Here is an 18,453-nt window from a genome sequence, read left to right on the forward strand (position 1 = left end):
GTCGGGAAATCGGTCGTTGTGTCCTGCAGGCCGTGGCCCCCACGCCACGGTGTGCAGGACGCTGCGCCGCGACCGGCGGGCAGAGTTCGTCACGACGAGCCCGCGAACCGCTTCCGCAGGAGTTCGGTGACGCGGCGGTGAACGTCACCCGGCAGCGTGCCTGTGGGTATTCGGCCGAGTTCCTCATGCAAGGCGGCGACGAGCTGCCGGGTACCCGTACCCAGCCGATCGGGGACCACCGGGCCCAGGAGGGTGACCGCGATCAGCAACTCGACGACGAGTAGATCCTCGACGATGCCGGCTGCCTGCTCCGTCATCGTGAGTGCTTCGGCTGCGTTGGATGCGTGGTCCTCGATGGCGAGATCGAGCGGGGGGACGTCGAGCGTCACCGGCTGGGCAAGGTGACGCAGCCGGGTGTAGCGCGCCGCGGCCGGGTAGCGCAGCCCGAGGCCGGCGAACGCCGGGGGCGCGCCGTCGGCCAGTGGGGGACCAGTGGCGTCCGCGCCGGGCGTCCCGAGCGACGTGACCGCGGTGTCCCACAGGTGACCCATCCGCCGCTCGGAGAGCAAACCGACGTGGCCCAGGGCGACACGCAATGACTCCGCTGCCAGCGCGACGTTCATTGGGTGGAAGTTGCCGTTCGAGAGAACTCGCCTCGATGCGACGTCGACGAGCGGATTGTCGGAGGCAGCGTTCAACTCGGCCACCACCGCGTCGGCGGCGGCCATCAGAACGTCCCTGCATGCCCCGTGGACCTGCGGAACCACGCGGAAGCTGAGTGGGTCCTGGACCGACAGGCCGGTGGCGGCGTCTGCCTGAGAGCCGCCCGACAGCGCACGCCGAATCCGCTCCGAGGTGATCTCCTGCCCCTTGCTCCCGCGCGCCGATGCGACCGCGGACTCGACGACGGAAGGGTTGGCATGCACGGCCTGCATCGAGGTGGCGACGATGAGGTCTGCCAGTGTCAGCAACCGATCCAAACGGCGGACGAGCAGCGCCCCGTACCCAACCGACAGCGCATTCGATGACATGAGCGCCAGAGCGTCCTTGGGCTCCAGCGTCACGGGCGCGAGATCTGCCGCCTGAAGGGCCTCAGCGGCACTCAACTGGCGCCCGTCCATCTCCACGTCGCCTCGTCCCAGCAGGACCCGTGCGACCAACGCGAGTTGCCCGAGATCACCCGCGCCCACCGAGCCGTCGCGGGGGATCAGCGGGTGGATCCGATGGTTGAGCAGGGCGGCAAGGCTCTCGGCCACCGCGACGGAGACACCCGCACCACCTCGTGCGAAGCCATTCAGGCGTGCCGCCATGCCAGCCCGGATCCGTTGCGCCGGTAACGGAGGACCCATCGCTCCGACGTGCATTTCGACGAGCACCGGCTGCCACGCGCGGAGGTCGGCCAGCGGCAGTCGTTCGTCCCGTGCATGACCGACACTCGTCGTCACCCCATAGATCGCCTCGCCACGGGCGATCGCCTCATCGAGCACACGGCGGCTTTCGGCGATGCGTTCAATCGCATCAACTGTCAACTCGACCGACGCGCCGTCGGCGACAGAAATGAGCTCGTCAAGTGTCATTGGATCGGCTGAGATCCGGACGGAGCCTGCTGAGACCATCGGCCCTCCACCGCACGTGGTGCGACAACCAGCTACGCCTTGACTTCTACCACGACGTGGGCCCTCGTTGTCAGCTAACGGCACTAGTTCTCAGGGCGCTCGCGGCTGGGGCCCGTGGACCGCTCGTCGGCATAGAGCGCTACGAGCCGCCGTGCGCGCCCTTGTGCGAGAACGTCGGTGGCATCCACGAACTGGTCCACCGACCCCACGAGCGGCAACTGCCGGAGGAAGCCGTCGGCTATTCCGGCCCGACAGGCGTGCGCGAACCGTTCGCTGGCCAGAACCCGGAACGGCCGGTTGTGAAACGGGCGCACGCGGGCGTCGAGGGGCTCGTGCAGACCGAGCTCGTTGTGCCGGCGCGCAAGCAGCTCGAAGGCTTCCACAAGTGCCTCCTGGCGTACCGGGAAGCCGGTCGCGGCGATCGCGGCTTCGAGCGGAGCATGAAGATCGGCCGCTACCGGCAGCGCCGCGAAGGCGGTACCGAACCACTTGGAGTACGGCCAGTAGGTCCGCTCGATCAGGAACGCGAGGCGCATCAGCTCGCGAACCAGGCGGCCGGCGACGAGCTGGGACCCGAGCTGGTCACCGACCTCCGCCGTGCGCCCGACGAAGTGCTCCTCCTGGCTGAGCCGCTGCCACTGGCAGGCGAGAATCCACCGCCATACATGATCCGGGTAGTAGGCGAGCGCTTCGCGCACAGACCCGAGCTCGCCGTCCGGGTCCGCGTACACGGCGCCGCGCACCACGCCGAGCAGCTGCTGCTGAGGAACGACGAGCCAGTCGACGACGCGCATGACCGGCCGCGGATCCAGCCCGAGCTGGCCGGCGAGCCACGAGCCGATGTCGACGACCTCGACGTGGTGCTGGACCCGCTCGTCGTCCCACCCGTAGGCGACGTCCCAGCCGCGGAAGGTCGCCGGGAGCCCGTCGTCGAGCACCTGGGTGACGGCGCTGACGTCGTGGTTGTCCACGAAGATCTGCAGCCGCGGGCCCCAGCCATGATCCGTGGACCGAGAGGTGTCGTAGCCCAGGACGTCTGAGCCCCAGCCCAGCAAGGCGGCGCTGTGCCGGAATGGCCGGATCAGAGGTTCGACGACATCCGCATAGAAGGCGGCGTTGAGTTCGAGTCCGGGCGTGAAGTCGGCCATGCGGTCACGCGCCGTGACAGGCCGTGGTGAGTTGCGGATCGGTGCGATCGGACTGGCACATGTGCATACGCCGGACCGTAGCGAGGCGCCGCGGCAGCCTCAACAAGTTTTCCGCACGTTGTGGTCATGCTGGCTCGCGTGGTAGCTGCGCTGACCTACTACGACGTCGCGTAGTATCGATGGGGAATTCCATCATGACGGCCAACGGAGAGGACGCGAGGAACGATGACGGCAGTGACGCTCGTAGTTGGAGGTCTGCTGACGCTGGCGGGGATCATCGCGTATGTCGCGACCGATGCGGCGAGCATGACGGCGTTGATCCCCAGCGCGGTGGGCATCCTGATCGCGATCTGTGGGTTTCTCGCGCTCAAAGAGCCACTGCGCAAGCACGCGCTGCATGCGGCCATGGTGGTCGCATTGCTGGGCGCGCTCGGCTCATTGATGAACGTCGCCAAGATCGGTGACCTGATCGACGGCACCGCGGAACGACCCGGAGCGATCATCGTCAGCATCATCATGCTCGTGGTGCTCGTCGGATACCTTGTGCTCGGGATGCGGTCCTTCCGCAACGCGCGCCGGCAACGGGTGGGGGAGAGCAGCTAGCCGACCGCATGGTCGCGCCGCGTGTCGGCCGTGGATGTCGGCCCCCAGGAGATTCCTGGCGCGGATGCGCCGCGCTACGTCCCGGCGAGCCGTTCCACCACCGGCGCCAGCGGATCGATCTCGCCCACCATGATGGAGCTGATGCCGAACCGCTCGCGCATTTCGATGAACTTCTGCGTCAGGCCGTCGATAGAGCCGATGAACGCGTGTGGTGACTCCAGCACGTCGTCGGCGGTGACTTCCACACCCGTCCGCTTGGACAGCTGCTCGGCGCGTTCCTTGGCGGCTGGCCGGGCCTGGTTGGTGACGATCACTGGACCGGCGGTGGGGTAGGCGTTCAGTTCGATCTGATCGAAGCGGTCACCGGCGGCTGCTTTGATCCATGCGATCTTCTCCTCGGTGCCCGCCGCGGTGATGCTGTGCGGATCCGGCACGGTGCCGTCCTTCGCGGTACGCATGAGTCGTGGGGCCAGGCCGATGATGTCAGCCTGCTGCCCCGCCATGGTGAGGATCTTGCGGCCGCCTCCTCCCACGAAGATGGGCGGGTGCGGCCGCTGCGTGGGCTTGGGGAAGCCGTCGTGTCCGGCGATCGTGTAATGCGTGCCGTCGAACGAGAACGGGCCCTCGCCGAAGCATCCCTTCAGCACGGCTATGGCCTCGCCGAGTCGTTCGACCCTGGTGCCCGCGGGATCGAAGCGGACCCCGACGGCGTCGTACTCGGCGCGGTTCCAGCCGGCGCCGATCCCGATCTCCAGGCGCCCGCCGGACAAGACGTCAAGACTGGCGAGGTCCTGGGCGAGGACCGCCGGATGGCGAAGATCCACATTGAACACGAAGGTGCCGACTCGCACTCTCTCGGTGACGGCCGCCACCATGGTGAGCAGTGGAATCGGAGCGTGCTGCTCGATGAGGTGGTCCGGCAGGACGAGGACGTCGTAACCGATGGCCTCCGCGCGGCGAGAGGTCTCGGTGAGCTCACGAGTACCGGCCACGCCGGGAGCGACGTGACCGAGGAAACGGAAGGGGCGCATACGAGACACGATCTCATCCGTCCGGCAGGCCGGGACCGGCGCCAGCGGAACGGCGACCTGCTCGGCGCCTTGGTAGTCTCGGGTCGCCCGTGTGAGTGGACGGTACGTGGGTTCCACGGTGAGCGGACGTCCGGGGAGGCATGGCGACGTGGCGGAGAGCACTGTTGTGCTCGGCTTCCCCTTTCGAGGGCGCTGGCTGGCGCGCAACAGCCCGGCTCGCCGGGTACCCAGCCACGGCACGCATGCGTTCGGCGTGACATATGCCATCGACTTCATCGCCGTCGACGATCGCGGGCAACCACGTGGTCATCGCGCTCGGTGGCGGTGGGCCATCGTGGACGCCTAGGTCGCGGGGTCGGAACGGTCAGCGACGACGACTCACTTCACTATGCGGTACCTAAGATGGGTCGCCGACGGGGTGCTGACCACGTTCGCCACCTCGAGCTGAATGTGGCCATCACCCATGTGATCAAGAAGCCGGAGGCCTTCTCCGAAGACCACTGGCACCAGATGGATGCCGATCTCATCGACCAGTCCGGCCGAAACGAACTGACCCCCGATGTCCGGGCCACCCATCACGTAGATGTCCTTGTCGCCGGCGGCCTCGCGTGCCTGCCGTAGGGCGCTTTCGATCCCGTCGGTCACGAAGGTGTAGACGCCACCTTCGGGGACGTCGTCGGGCGGCTGATGTGTCACGACGAACAACGGCACCCGGGCGGCACCGGTCGGTCCGTTCGGCCCCCACCAGGAGATCGAGTCGTCGTAGGTCCGCCGCCCGCCGATGAAAGCGCCGCCTTCCGCCGCGGCGGCGGTCAGAAGTTCGCTGCTGGCCGGGTCGCTGCCCATCGCCCACTCGTGCAGGCGCTCACCGCCCTTGCCGAGCGGCTCCTCCGGCGTGCTGTCCGTCGCCTTGACGAACCCGTCGACTGACATGCTCATGTCAAAGATCACCTTGCCCATGGGACTCCTCTCGTGAACCGCTTGTGCGGTATGAACGCCAGAGTGGCAAACCTCGAGTGGCAAAGTTGTGTCAGAAGAGTGAAACTCGCTGCGCTCACGGAAGGGATACTGTCCGCGTGCTGACCGTCGCGTTGCTGGGGCCACTGCAGGTGTCGCAGGCAGGGGAGCCCGTCGAGTTGCCGGCCGGGCGGCTGCGCGCGCTGCTGGCCGCGCTGGCGATGTCGGCCGGCAGCACCGTACCGACGAGCACGCTGGTAACCGCGGTCTGGGGCAGCGATCCGCGCGGCGACCCACACGCCAATGTCCGCACGAACATCAAGCGGCTGCGCCGTGTCCTAGGGCAGGCCGAGGGCCAGGTGATCGAGGCACGGCCGGGCGGCTATGCGCTGTTAGCCGATCCGCACGACGTGGACGCGCTGTGCTTCACGCACCTTCTCGATGAGGCCCGGATGGCGCCGGAACCAGAGGCCGAACGGACGCGGCTGGCGGCCGCGCTCGCTCTGTGGCGGGGCATTCCGTTCGACGGCATCCGATCGGACTGGCTGGAACAGTCGGTGGCCCCGGCCCTGCAGGAGCGCTACCTGGCCGCGCTCGAACGGCGAGTCGACCTGGACCTCGCGGGAGGGTCGCGTCCCGACCCTGCCGAGCTCGCCGAACTTGCTGAACGGCATCCACTGCGGGAATCGCTCTGGGTGCGGCTACTCCGGGTCCTGGCTTCGGCCGGCCGTCCCGCCGAGGCGCTGGAGCGATACGAGACGGTTCGTCGGCGGCTCGCCGACGAGCTCGGCACCGATCCCAGCCCTGAACTCCGCGGAGTCCACGCCGACCTCCTCGTAGGCGACGCTCCTCCAAGCGGACGCGTCGTGCCCCGGCAGCTGCCGGCGGCCGTGGACGGATTCTCCGGGCGGGAATCCGCGCTGACCGCGTTGGACTGCCTGCTCGGTCCCTCGGACGAGCCCGGGTCCCTCCCGCCATCGGTCGCGGTGATCACCGGCACCGCGGGCGTGGGGAAGACTACGCTTGCCGTGCATTGGGCGCACCGAGTCGCCGAGCACTTCCCGGATGGTCAGCTCTACGCTGATCTGCGCGGATACGATCCGTCGGCCGAGCCCGCGCAACCGGCGACGGTTATCCGCGAGTTCCTCGACGCGCTGCAGGTGGCGTCGCAACGAATCCCGGACGGGGCGGTCGCGCAGGCCGGGCTCTTCCGTAGTCAGATGGCCGGGCGGCGGATGCTCGTGCTGCTGGACAACGCCCGCGACGCCGACCAGGTCGTTCCGCTCCTGCCGGGGGCCCCTGGTTGCTTGGTGCTGGTCACCAGCCGGGATCACCTTGCCGGCCTGACCGTCACGTATGGTGCGCGTCCTGTTGCCCTGGACCTGCTGCAGCCGGACGAGGTGCGGCGGCTGCTGGCTCGCCGCCTGGGTCACGACCGGGTCGCCGCCGAGCCCGCCGCCGTCGAAGAGATCACGCGCCGGTGCGCCGGCCTGCCGCTCGCCCTCGCGATCGTCGCCGCCCGCGCGCGTATGCACCCTGGCCATTCACTCGCTGCCCTCGCCGGAGAACTCCGGGACGTTCTCGGTGCGCTGGGCCACACTGCCGATGTCAGGGCGGTCTTCTCGTGGTCGTACGGGGCGCTCGGCGAGCTGGAGGCGCGGGTGTTCCGGCTGGCCGGAGGGTTGCATCCCGGTCCCGGTTGCACGATCGACGCCGCTTCCAGCCTGGCGGGCATCCCGGTCTCGCGGGCCCGAGCGGCACTGGCTGTCCTGACCCGTGTCAGCCTCCTCACTGAGGACATTCCGGGCCGTTTCTCCTGCCACGACTTGCTGCGCGCATACGCTACCGAACTCTGCGCGACTCACGACGCTGATCGTGACCTGGCGCGGCGGCGCATGGTCGACCATTACGTTCATTCGGCGTACGGAGCCGCACGCCAGCTTCATGGGCAGCTCGGGGGCATCGCCCCCGGCGAGGCCGGGCCGGGAGTCTCGGTCAGCGGCTTTGCCGGAGCCGACGCGGCGATGTCCTGGTTCACGGCCGAGCGTTCCGCCCTTCTGGCCGTGCTCGACCTCGCCGGCCGGCTCGGCCTCGACGAGCACGTCTGCCGGTTGGCGCAGACGATGTTCTTCGCTCTTCACCGTCAGGGCCGCTGGCACGACCGGGCCGAGACTCAGAGGACGGCCGTGGCAGCCGCCCAGCGGCTGGGCGATCCGGTGGAAGAAGTCCGTGCGCACCGCGATCTCGCCTGGGCACTCGCCGACCTGGGCCGCTTCGACGATGCCCACGGCAGCCTCGACACCGCTTTGGAACGTGGACACGATGATCGCGGCGGTGAGGCGTGGACGCACCACTACCGCGACCTCGTGTACACCATCCAGGGCCGGGACGCCGACGCGCTGGTCGCCGCGCGCCGCGCCTACGACATGTTCGATCAGCTCGGGGACGAGTCCGGGCAGGCCCTCGCGCTGACCAGCATCGGCTGGCACCATGGCCGCCTGGGGAACTACGGGCAGGCACGCGAACTGTGCGAGCATGCGGTGGTCCTGCACGAGAAGCTCGGCAACATTGCGTTCGAAGCCCACACGTGGTCCTGCCTCGCCGACACCCATCTGCGGCAGGGCGACGACACCGCGGCCGCCACGTGCTACCGCCGGGCACTCGAGCTGTTCCGGCGGACGGGTGACCTGTACGCGGAGGCCAGCATCCTCGCGCACGTCGGTGCTTGTCACCACCGCGCCGGGGATCACACGGCGGCCGACGAGCAATGGCGCCGCGCTCACGCCCTCCTCTCCGAGCGCGACCCGTCCACCACCGACCAGATCCACCGCCAGCTGGAAAGCATCGACAGGGCCGCAGCCAATGCTTTCCAGCTGTGTCGCTGACTCGGCAAGCGGGGTGTTTGCCCGGTGTCGGCGCCGGGGGACGGTGCGCGACCGGATCGACGCCGGCATCGCCGGATTCAGCGGCGAAGGAGGTACGACGGGCCGGCGATCCCGCCAGGTCGGTCAGCGGAGGGCTGCGGATCTGCGACGGAGATGACAATCGAGTTGGTGCCGGCCTTGAGGAACGGGCCTGCATGGAACTCCCAGACACTCGTGGTTGTGCCGTCCGCCGCTACCTGAAGCTCGTGATCGTTGACCCACGCGCGTGCCGTACCGTTCAGCCGGGTGAACAGCAGCCGTGAACCTCGGCTGATCTGGCTGCCATTGAGCCTGATGTCCGCTCGATAGGCCAAGCCACCCTGGTAGTAGCCGAGGCCTTGTTGCGGCCAGGTGCGGCTGCGGGTCTGCACCGTCATCCACAAGCTCTCGGTGGGAATCACGCTCTCCCACAGGCCGACGTTCGCGCAGTCTCCTCTCGGGTCCACCATGGCGAACCAGGTGTCCGGCAGTTCGGTCTCGACGTGTCGGCCCGCGAGATCCACCGCGACGGGGGGAATCGGGACATCCAGCTGGCGGTAACCGTCGCCCCGCCGGTACGGAGCGGGCGCCGTGGCCGGCTCGACGACGTCCGGACTCGCCCAGATGAAGGCAGGGCCGGTCAGCCCGCCTGTACCCAGCTCTTGCAGCCTGACGTTAGTGATCTTGAGCGTGATCTCATCATGACCGTCGAAGTGGAGGAAGCCGGTGACGTCGAACTCCCACGGCTGGAAGACCCTGCTTCCGGCCACCAGCGGCACCTCGTGCCCGTTGACCCACACCCGCGCTGATTCATCCAGCGAACCGAGCCAGAGCGTGAGCTTCCGGCTGGACCAGGTCGGATCGACGGTGACCGTTGTCCGGTACCACATCACGCCTCGGTAGTAGCGAAGCCCTTGGGCGGACCACGACCCGCCTCGCGTACGCAGCTCACGCCAGGTGTCCGTCGGCACGTCGACGGCGTAGACCTGATCGGCCTCGGCGTCGTCGTTCTGATCGAGCAGAGCCGACCAGGTGTCCGGCAGCATCGCGGCGATCTGATTCGCGCCGGAGGACCTGTCCGCGGCTTGGCTGACCGGATCGCTGAACAGGTTCAGGAAGTTTCTCCGCAGCGGATACAGGGCCACCGGCTTGTGGCTCACAGCTTCGGTGAAGGCGTCAGCAGCGTTCTCATGCTCGGCCTTCGCCTCCGCGAACTCCAGGTCGCGCCAGTGCCGCAGGGACTTCAGGAAGGCATCACCGACATCAAAAGCGAGGCGGGCGACGTGCACCCGGTCGACGATGCCGTCGTCGCCGGTGCGTGCGGCCATCGACTCAGCCGCGGACAGCTCGTCGTCGAGCGAGGTCATCAGCTGTGCCGGGAAGATCTCGGTGTGATCGAACCAGCGCCCCGCCGAGTACGGAGCCTCGGCCATGGCATCACTGATCGCCGCGTAGTACCGCGCCATCGGTGCGGCCGCCGGACCATACGCCGCCGTCATGAACTCCCGCAGAATCGGCACCGGGTTGGCGTCGGTCTGCCACATGAGTTTGGTGGCGAGGTAGAAGGCTGGAGCGTCGTACCCCCAGCTGGCCGAGACCTCCACCCGCAGCCCTTCTGACGAGCCGTGCTCCACCATCAAGGGGAACTCGTCCCGGGCGGGACCGATGCCGCTGAACGGCAACCCTGGATCGGCCAGGTTGAATAGGTATCCGCGGTAGCTCCACGCGTCCACCAGCTCGCTCCAGCGGTCCGCCAACCGGAGGAAGTACCGCCGTTCCCACCCTGCGGGGTCTGCCGCCGAGTGCATCCGGTCGACGTTGATCGGAGCCAGCGCCGGGACGATCTTGCGATTCGGAATCTCCCGGACGGGCGGCAGCATGTACGTGTCGTAGCAGAAGAAGGCCAGTCCGACGTCCGGGTAGTCCTGCTGCACGTCGTCGAGCACCAGATTGAAGAACTTGATGTACCGGTCCGTCACGCTCGGCAGTCCGGCCAGCGTGTCGTAGTCGCCGGCGTCCCAGTCGCTGGTGCCGAAGCCGTGGCCGTCGGCCGGGCCCATCCGCAGGAACCGCAGGTCCGGATTGTCGGCGAGGAGCGCCCTGGCGGCCGCGATGGCACGGCGGAGAACCTCTGGATGGCTCACGTCCAGCTGAGCCGTCGGCTGGCCGTTCTCAGTCATGAACAGTTCGGGCTCGGTTGTCCTGTTCGCGGGGGGCAGCAGCGGAATGCCGTGCGCGTTCCACGACGTGCCACGCAGCCGGTGACGGCGTGCCCATTCGACGCCCTCATAACGGTCGACGCCAGGAGGTAGGGTGCTCAGATAGTTGTCGACGAAGTGCATCTGGCGGCTGGCGAATGTCGGAATCTGCACCGTGTCCTGAATCGTCGCCTTGAGCGTGGTGGACTCCGGCGCTACCGTCCCGTGCGGGCCGGGCATCAGCCAACGGATTCCCAACTGCTCCAGGAGCTCGTAGGCAGCGAACAGTGTCCCGTCGTCGTCCACGCCGGCCATCTGAATGGCCGACCGCCCGACGATCAACCGGAACGAGTCGCCGCTGTCCTCGACCGGCTCGAGGTCATCGGCGATCGGATCCGGACATGCCCGCCCGATGAATATCGGGACGCCGGAGACGCCGGAGACGCCGGAGACGCCGGAGACGCCGGCGTCGTCGTTGGCGACGGGCAAGGTGGCGCCGGTGATCAGTTCGATATGTGCTTGCAGCTCGTCGGCGGCCAGCAGCTCCTTCTCGGTGGCATCCGCGGCGACGACGATGACCGATCGCGGTCTGCCCTTGTCCACCAGGGCCGGCCCCGATGGCCGGTCAGCCGGACGCAGTGCGGAGGCTGCGGCCGGCGCCGAGAGGCTCGCGGCCACGGCGGCGAAGGCCGTCGCCACGCTACCCCGAAGGACGGTTCTCCGGTCGATGGTCGGTTTCTCGTTCATCTCAACTCCTTGTGGAGGGCTGCGATCGGAAACGGTGACTACGTGTCAGGTGTGGCGATGTGCAGGTCACGCCCGCTGAACTCGGGCACGAGGTCGTCCAGCGGGCAATGCACGGCCATGCCCGGGATGACGTGTTGCCACATGCTCTGCGGGCCGTGCAGGCGGTTCTGGACGACGGATTCGGGGTCCAGAGGCGGCGTCTCGAGCTCTATCCGACGTATCCGCGGTTCGATCGCGGCGGCCAGGTAGCCGAAGAAGGCGCCCGCGCCCGTACCGAAGAAATGAATCGGGGGAGTGCCGAGAACGGTGAGCTGTTCCTGCCCGAGGAACTCGACGGCCCGCAAGACGTCGAACACGCGCGCGGCGGCAAGGCTGTCGCCCAGCCAGATGAGGTCGGTCATCAGCTTGTAGACCGTGCCGTAGTTCTCCTCGAGCGGAAAGGGGTTGATCGGATGCGGTGCCAGCGCGCCGACGCCACGCACGTCGAGGGCGAGTACGCCGATCCCGCGCCCCGCCCGCTCGGCCAGCCAGGTGGTCCGGTCCGCAAGCTCCTCCGTTCCACCGTCGAAGCAGGCGATCTCCACCGCCGTCGTCGGCTCCTGAGCGGGCCGGACAAGAACACCGGCGCTCAGCACGTCGACCTCTGACCACCACACCGCTTTCCGGCTCACCAGCTCGACGGCGCCGACACGATGGCGTTGCGACGGCTGCCATCGGGCGAAGAACTCCGCAGGGGTACGCCGTTGCTCGCTCACCCGGTCGGTCAGCCATTGTGTGGGGGACGACGAGCGGGTTGACCGGAGCAGATCGAAGCGGCCCCGGTTGAGTTCGAAGACCTGGTTCACGTCCGGATGATCGAGCCGAATCTGCCCCGAGGCAGTGCATTGAAGCTCTGCTTCGGGGATGGGCTCGGGCGCGGCATGATCGACCGGAGCCGCCGCATCGTCACCCACGTGCCGGACGAAGAACTCCGTCGCTGCCCGGCCTAGCTCGGCACGTAAACCGTGTGGATGATCAACGCGAACATGACCGAGCCCGTCCGGGTTGCCGAGGATCCGGTACACCCGGCCGGCCCGTTCAACCGTGTCGACCGCACCTTCCACCGGGAAGAAGTCGTAGTTCGCGGACATCACCAGGACCGGGCGTGGTGCCATGGCGATCAGGAAGTCCTCGTGGTCGATGCCGATGTGGGCGCCGCCTGGAAGGATCTGTTCGGCGTCCTGGGCACCGCCCGACCACTGGTACGAGCTTCTGGACATGATGAAGCAGCCCAGGGCGGCGGCGGTGATGCGCGGCTCGGCGAGCATCAGCCAGGTCGCCTGAGTGGCGCCCCCACTGTTCCCGGCCACGCCGATGCGCGCCGGGTCCACCTCCGGCCGCGCGCACAGATAGTCGATCGACCGGCGAGCGTCGTCGACGAAGTACCTGGCGATGGTGTCGCCGATCCACCAGCACTGCACGCCCGCGTGGTTGTGTTCCACCACGTTGGGACGGACCTCTTCGCGGCCGGCAGAGTCCAGGTAGCTCTGACGCTCGCCGTGGCCGATCGAATCGATCGCCAGAACCACCAGCCCGTTGCGAGCCAGCCGAGCGCAGAACGATTGGTACCGCCGTGCCGCCTTGCCCGCTTCGGAGTGCCCGGACAGGAAAAGGACCGCGCCGGTGGGTTCACCGGTGTTCCGCGGCAGATAGAGGTTGGCCGTGACGAGTCGCCCGGAACCCATCTCCAGCACGAGCTTCTCGATCAGGAAGGAAGGTCGTGTCACGGTGCCGGTCAGTCGGGCAACCGGCACCGGACGGTCGGTGGGAAGGCCGCCGAGGGCTGAGTCGGCATACTCGCGAAGGATCTTCTGCCGGGCACGGACGTCCTCGGCTGTGCGCAGCGAATCGTTCGCCGCCCGCCCGGCGTCGATCTGTTCCGCCGTGCGCGCGTAGACATTCATCTGCACCTGCAGCGACGGGTCATAGAAGCCGTCGAGGCACGGGCCGAAGCCACCGATCCGAACACCCACTACGCTGTCCTTTCTGCGATTCGCTCGTTCGATGTTCAGGTCAGGTGTTCGGAATGTCGCCGACGGGTCCGGTGACCGATCCCCAGCGCACCGTGGGACCTGTCACATGCGTCCGACGCCCGTCGGACCCGTTGGTCACGGTCACTCCGGAGGTGAGGATGGACCAGCGGGTCGTCGTTCCAGCCGGCATGTCTTCGGTGAACCGGCAGCCGGCGACCACCGCGCCGTAGATCCGGGATTGGTACGAATCCGCGGTGACCCCGGCGTGACCGTGCAAGAAATCGCAATCCGTGAGTCTCTTGATCGCCGAGTTCGAGGTGAAGTAGATGCCCCGGCCACCGCGAGCGATGAACGTGCAGGCGGTGTAGGCGACATTCTGTCCGGTATTCCCGGAATCGGACAGAATGACTCCGGCCGCCCCTTCGCGATACACCTGGCCATTGGTCCATGCCCGGTCTTCGAACAGACATTCCGTATAGCGCGCCGCGAGGCTGAGATCGCTTGAGCCGTAACCGACATTCGCCGCGCCGTAGAACCGGCACCCCCCGAACTTCATCCCGGGGTAATTCGTGTAACAGCTGTATGTGGTGGTTCCCCAGAACGTGCAGTCTTCAAAGCTTGAGTGGCCGGCCTCGCCATATTGGTCATTGGCGGCGTTGAGGCCCCACCCGGCATTGTCGATGAACTCGCATCCGATGAAGAGCCCGTCGAACGTGACACTGCTCTCCGGCTCGATGTCTACGCCGGCGGCGGGTGCAGACCGGATGGCTCCGCGTCCGGTGTGATTGAACGAGCAGTTCACACAGGTCAGGCCTCGTCCACCGGTCCAGGACAGTCCCTGCCGGCCGTTGTACTCGGACACCACGTTGGTGAGCGTGTGCGGCGTAGCCGGGCTGGCACTGGTCAGGCCGCCATAACCGATGGTGACACCGTCCAGTGCGTGATGATGTGAGTACACATTGGTGATGGCCACGTCACTGCACCTGAGGATGCGGATGCCGGTGCCCTTCATCTGCCGCCCGGTGTCGCCCCACCGGCCGCCGAGCACGAGGTTCGCGCTGTTGCCGTCAAGCTCCAAGCCGTCGATGGCGACGTTGGTGCTGCCTTCGACGCCGATCATCCAGCGCACCTCGGCCGCGTAGGCCTCGTCCCAGAAGGAGCCTGAGCCCGGCGGGTTGAACACGGCGCCGGTTTCGGGATGGAACGAGCCGTAACGCAAACCAGAGGCCAGCCGCATGGTGGCGCCGGCACCTTCGATCCGCAGGTACTGCACGGGCGTGGTCCGTGGAATGAAGAAGATGTCCTGCATCGGGTAGTACGGGGTGCCGGGGCTGCTGTCCACACCCTGGATGCCCACGATGTAGGTGGCGGGCGGGATGATCAGCGTCCCGCCACCGGCCGCGATGATCGCTGCTGCCGCGGCCTGGAACGCGGCCGTGTCGTTGGTCTGACCGTTACCCACGGCGCCGAAGTCGGCGCGGAGATCGAACGTGGGGTACTGGGCGGCCAGGTCCGACGCCGGAGACGACGCGCCGGCCGTTGCGAGCGACGCCGTCGCCAGCCCCGCGACGGGAGCCAGCGCCGCCGCTCCGAGGAAGGATCTGCGGCTCAAGCCAGAAGAAGTGCTCATGGTGCGTCCTCTCTCCGGGCGCATGGCACGCCCTGTCTGTCAGTACGGACTTCTGCTCGTTGGGTCGCTGGGCGCCAGGTCACTTGACGGCGCCGGCCACCATGCCGGACTCGATTTGCCGCTGGAAGACGATGTAGACCACGAGGACGGGGATCATGGACAACGTCAGGCCGGCGAACAGGCCGCTCCAGTCGCTCGCGTATTCCTGGCTCACGGCGAGCGACGCCAATCCCTGCGCTATCACGTATTTGTCTGGGTCCGTCTGAAGCACCAGAGGTAACAGAAACTGATTCCACTGGCCGATGGTGACGAATATGCCGACACTGATCATTCCTGGCCGGGCCATCGGCAGCATCACCCAGAAGAATGCCCGCCAGTGGCCGCAGCCGTCGATGAAGGCGGCGTCGGCTATGGAATCCGGGAGGGTGCGGAAGTAGGCGGTGAGAAAGAACACCGCGAATGGCAAGTAGTAGGCGGTATAGATCAAGGCCAGGCCGGGGAGCGAGTTCGCCAGTTGCAATGATCGCGCCACGAAGAACAGCGGAACGATGGCCAGGAATACCGGAAACGTCAGGCCCGCGACGAACAGGAAATAGATCACTCGGTTGCCCGGGAACGGATACCTGGCGATGACGTAGGCCACCAGAGACCCCAGCCCCAGAGTGAGGATCACCCCCAGGGAGACGACGACCGCCGTATTGAGGAAGTACTGCCCGATGTTCGCCGTGGTCCAAGCCCGAACGAAGCTGTCCAGGCTGAACGATCCGGGTAAGGACCATGCGCTGGTCAGGATCTCGTCGTCGGACTTGAAGGAGTTCAGCACCGTCCAGAGCAACGGCAGGATGACGAGGACGGCCCAGGTCAGCAGGAAGGCGTGGGAGAAGACGTTGAGGGTACGCCCTCCAATGTCCGCCTGGTCCCGCCCGCTGCGTCTGGGCGGTTCGGTGCGCGCGGGAGGCTTCGGGTCGAGTGCTCGAGGCTGGCTGTGGACGCTCATCGACGGCTCCTAATACACCACGCGGTCACGCCGCATGAATCGCAACGTGATCACCGCCAGGACGATGGTCACGACGAACAGGGCGACTCCCAGGGCGGTGGCATATCCGAACCTGCCGTGCTCGAAAGCCGTCAGATAGATGTAGTTGCCCAGCACCTGGGTGGAGTTGTTGGGACCACCCGACCCACCGGCCGCCGACATGACGTTGACGATGGCGAACATGTCCAGCGCGTTGATGCCGGCATAGACGAGCGCGACCTGAACGGTGTCCCAGATCAAAGGCACCGTGATCCGCCAGAAGATGCGCCAGCGGCTCGCGCCGTCCAGCATCGCAGCCTCATACATGTCAGGCGGAATCGATCCGATCGCGGCGGTGAACACCAGCACGTAGAACCCGACCGAAACCCAGACAATCACGGCCAGGATCGCCCAGTACGCCGTCCTGGTGCTCCCCAGCCAGTTCACCGGATCGATACCGATAAGCCCGAGGAAGCCATTGAGCAGCCCGTTGCCGGTGGGATCGTAGACGAACGACCAGAGGACACCGATCACGGCAATGGACAGCAGATGCGGAAAGAAGTAGACGATGCGATAGAAGGACGCGCCGCGCACACCTTGTACCGCGGCCTTCTTCGCCCGGCCGGCCACGTTCAGCATCGTGGCGAAGAACAGGCCGAGCCCGATCGAGAACACCGGCAGCACCACTGCGGCGAGAAGGTTGTGCCTCAGCGAGATCCAGAAGACCGGGTCCTTCAGGAGCCGCTCGTAGTTGGCCAGCCCGATGAGCCGTCGTTCCGATGTGTAGCCGCTCCAGTCGGTCAACGAGACATAGAACGACTGCAGATACGGCCAGAGAACAAGCACGGCGTAGAGCACGATCGGGCCAGCCAGCGCACCGACGATGAAACGGTATCTTCCCTGCCGCATGGATGCGTCAGTCTCGCTGGAACTTGGTGACGGAGTCGTCGTCCTTGACGGCGTCGGCTGCGCTCTGGCATTGCTGTGCCCACTCGTCGGGGTTGATCTCACCGGTCATCAGCAGGCTGGTGGTCTCGTTCACGCTCGCCGAAAGCTCGCTGTACCACTGGTGGTAGAGCCAGAAGAAGGTGTCGTCGCCGGATGCCGCGAGCGCCTCGCGGACGGAGGTGAGGCCGGATCCGACGTTGGTGGGCTCGTAGTCGGCCAGTGATGTCAGCGTCTGCGTCTGATCGGTAAAATTCGTCGCCGATTCCGGCGACAGCATGATCCGCAGCAGCTCCATGCCGCCCATGGGATTCTTGGCCTGAGACGGGACGATGTACGGCTCGGAACCCATGCCGCGGATCGCCGTGCCGGGCAGTGCGTCGGATGCCGTCACGGCCGGCGTCGTGGTGACCACCATGTCGAATCCCTCTGGTGTGACGTCGCCGAGCTCGCTTTCCAGCCAGGAGCCACACGGGATAAAGGCGGCCTCGCCCGTCGCCCAGTACGTCTGGGCCTGGGTGTGCGTCATGCCCGACGTCCCAGGAAGGATGTAATCCCGCTCGACGAGCTGGTAGAAGGCCTCCGCTGCCGCCATCATCGGCGGTGCCGTCCATGCCCCGGCCTCGAGGTTGTCGATGTTCTTGAGCACGTCCAGGCCGCCGGCTTTGGCCGCCGCCATGAGAATCGGCGTGAGGATGTAGCCGGGGTTCTTACCCTGATACGTCCACGGCGACATGCCGGTGGACTTGATCTCCGCGCAGAGATCCAGCATGTCGTCCCAGGTTTCGGGTTCCGGCCAGCCGTTTTCCTCGAACAGGGACCTGCTGTGCCAGATGCCGTGCACGACGAACGCATAGTACAGCGCATGCGGTGTCCCTCCGAAAGAGCCGAGGTCCACCACACCGGGGATCAAAGTCTCGCGCACTGTCTTGCCGCCGGCGCCGATCGCCGGCGCGTCCAGCAGCGGGGTCAGGTCCATCAATTGACCGTCAGCGACCAACGCCGCCATGGGCAGGTTGCCCGCCCCGGAGTTGTCGATCAGGTCGGGGACGTCCCCGGAGATGAAGCGTGGCTGCAGTTGCTTGCCGAGTTCCTGGCCGCCCTGATGCTTGATCTCCGCGTCTGGGAACCTTTCGGCGTAGAGCGCCTGCGCGTCGATGACGTACTGATCGCCATAACCGCCCTTGAAGATCACCGTCTCCAGCGGTTCGTCAGGCGGAACGTTCAACGGGTTATCGGCATCGGGCTCGGTATTCGGGGGGCCCGACTGGCCGGCGTCCGACGGCGTGTCGGCCTCGGTGCCCTGCCCGCAACTCACGAGTGAGCCGGCCGTGAACGCCGCTGCGGCGGTCCCACTGAGCCGGAGGAAAGCGCGACGGTCAAGTCCGCGCGAATGCCGGATGGTCATCGGTGTTCCTTTCTGTGGGTCGTGGAACGTGGACTTCGCTGGTGCCTTGAGCGTGTCGTCGAACTACGGCGGGCGGTTGTGGGCTGGCCGGCGGTTGAAGACGCATCGCGGCTCCTCACAGGATGATTAAGCGCTATGATTAAGCGCATTAGCAGATGCTAGGCTCACCATGTTGTGGTCGTCAATAGTTCGGCCGCATCTTTCTTTCGATGTGTGGAGGTACTCGTGGCTGAACGCTCG

Annotated in this window: 13 protein-coding genes; 3 read left to right on the top strand and 10 right to left on the bottom strand. The window is 66.9% G+C overall.

Annotated features, from left to right (window positions below):
• Window positions 1–89: 89 nt before the first annotated feature.
• Both G1H11_RS14915 and G1H11_RS14920 read right to left on the bottom strand, forming a co-directional pair.
• Complete coding sequence (locus G1H11_RS14915; protein ID WP_163819376.1) at window positions 90–1,577, bottom strand: aromatic amino acid ammonia-lyase; 1,488 nt, start codon at window positions 1,575–1,577, stop codon at window positions 90–92.
• A gap of 122 nt (window positions 1,578–1,699) precedes the next feature.
• Complete coding sequence (locus tag G1H11_RS14920) at window positions 1,700–2,764, bottom strand: DUF4037 domain-containing protein (protein WP_163819377.1); 1,065 nt, start codon at window positions 2,762–2,764, stop codon at window positions 1,700–1,702.
• Between the two features lie 225 nt (window positions 2,765–2,989).
• On the opposite strand from G1H11_RS14920, the gene G1H11_RS14925 reads away from it, so the two are divergent.
• The gene (locus G1H11_RS14925) at window positions 2,990–3,367 is read left to right on the top strand and encodes a hypothetical protein (RefSeq protein WP_163819378.1); all 378 of its coding nucleotides are present in this window, start codon (window positions 2,990–2,992) and stop codon (window positions 3,365–3,367) included.
• A gap of 74 nt (window positions 3,368–3,441) precedes the next feature.
• Here the strand turns inward: G1H11_RS14925 and G1H11_RS14930 are convergent, their stop codons facing one another.
• Window positions 3,442–4,398 (bottom strand): TIGR03621 family F420-dependent LLM class oxidoreductase, encoded by a 957-nt coding sequence (locus G1H11_RS14930; RefSeq protein WP_163819379.1) that lies wholly within the window; start codon window positions 4,396–4,398, stop codon window positions 3,442–3,444.
• A gap of 148 nt (window positions 4,399–4,546) precedes the next feature.
• Here G1H11_RS14930 and G1H11_RS25270 point away from each other — a divergent pair, with 148 nt between their 5' ends.
• Complete coding sequence (locus tag G1H11_RS25270; protein ID WP_216843769.1) at window positions 4,547–4,744, top strand: hypothetical protein; 198 nt, start codon at window positions 4,547–4,549, stop codon at window positions 4,742–4,744.
• A 32-nt stretch (window positions 4,745–4,776) separates the two neighbouring features.
• Here the strand turns inward: G1H11_RS25270 and G1H11_RS14940 are convergent, their stop codons facing one another.
• On the bottom strand, window positions 4,777–5,358 hold the full coding sequence (locus G1H11_RS14940) for a dihydrofolate reductase family protein (RefSeq protein ID WP_163819380.1): 582 nt from the start codon (window positions 5,356–5,358) through the stop codon (window positions 4,777–4,779).
• A gap of 116 nt (window positions 5,359–5,474) precedes the next feature.
• Here G1H11_RS14940 and G1H11_RS14945 point away from each other — a divergent pair, with 116 nt between their 5' ends.
• A complete protein-coding gene (locus G1H11_RS14945) occupies window positions 5,475–8,240 on the top strand; it encodes a BTAD domain-containing putative transcriptional regulator (RefSeq protein ID WP_163819381.1) in 2,766 nt (921 codons plus the stop codon).
• A 77-nt stretch (window positions 8,241–8,317) separates the two neighbouring features.
• Here the strand turns inward: G1H11_RS14945 and G1H11_RS14950 are convergent, their stop codons facing one another.
• From G1H11_RS14950 to ngcE, 6 genes are all read right to left on the bottom strand, one after another.
• Entirely contained in the window at window positions 8,318–11,203 is a 2,886-nt protein-coding gene (locus tag G1H11_RS14950; protein WP_163819382.1) for a DUF4838 domain-containing protein, read from the bottom strand.
• A 38-nt stretch (window positions 11,204–11,241) separates the two neighbouring features.
• On the bottom strand, window positions 11,242–13,215 hold the full coding sequence (locus G1H11_RS14955; protein ID WP_163819383.1) for a serine aminopeptidase domain-containing protein: 1,974 nt from the start codon (window positions 13,213–13,215) through the stop codon (window positions 11,242–11,244).
• A gap of 40 nt (window positions 13,216–13,255) precedes the next feature.
• Window positions 13,256–14,845, bottom strand: a complete 1,590-nt coding sequence (locus G1H11_RS14960; protein WP_163819384.1) for a right-handed parallel beta-helix repeat-containing protein — start codon at window positions 14,843–14,845, stop codon at window positions 13,256–13,258.
• A gap of 79 nt (window positions 14,846–14,924) precedes the next feature.
• Entirely contained in the window at window positions 14,925–15,842 is a 918-nt protein-coding gene (locus tag G1H11_RS14965; RefSeq protein ID WP_163819385.1) for a carbohydrate ABC transporter permease, read from the bottom strand.
• 9 nt (window positions 15,843–15,851) lie between these two features.
• A complete protein-coding gene (locus tag G1H11_RS14970; RefSeq protein ID WP_163819386.1) occupies window positions 15,852–16,769 on the bottom strand; it encodes a carbohydrate ABC transporter permease in 918 nt (305 codons plus the stop codon).
• Window positions 16,770–16,776: 7 nt separating this feature from the next.
• Window positions 16,777–18,213 carry an N-acetylglucosamine/diacetylchitobiose ABC transporter substrate-binding protein gene (gene ngcE / locus G1H11_RS14975; RefSeq protein ID WP_163819387.1) on the bottom strand — a complete coding sequence of 479 codons (1,437 nt, stop codon included), beginning with the start codon at window positions 18,211–18,213 and terminating at the stop codon, window positions 16,777–16,779.
• Between the last annotated feature and the right edge of the window lie 240 nt (window positions 18,214–18,453).

Origin of the sequence: Phytoactinopolyspora alkaliphila (assembly GCF_010550695.1) — a bacterium.
Taxonomy (GTDB): domain Bacteria; phylum Actinomycetota; class Actinomycetes; order Jiangellales; family Jiangellaceae; genus Phytoactinopolyspora; species Phytoactinopolyspora alkaliphila.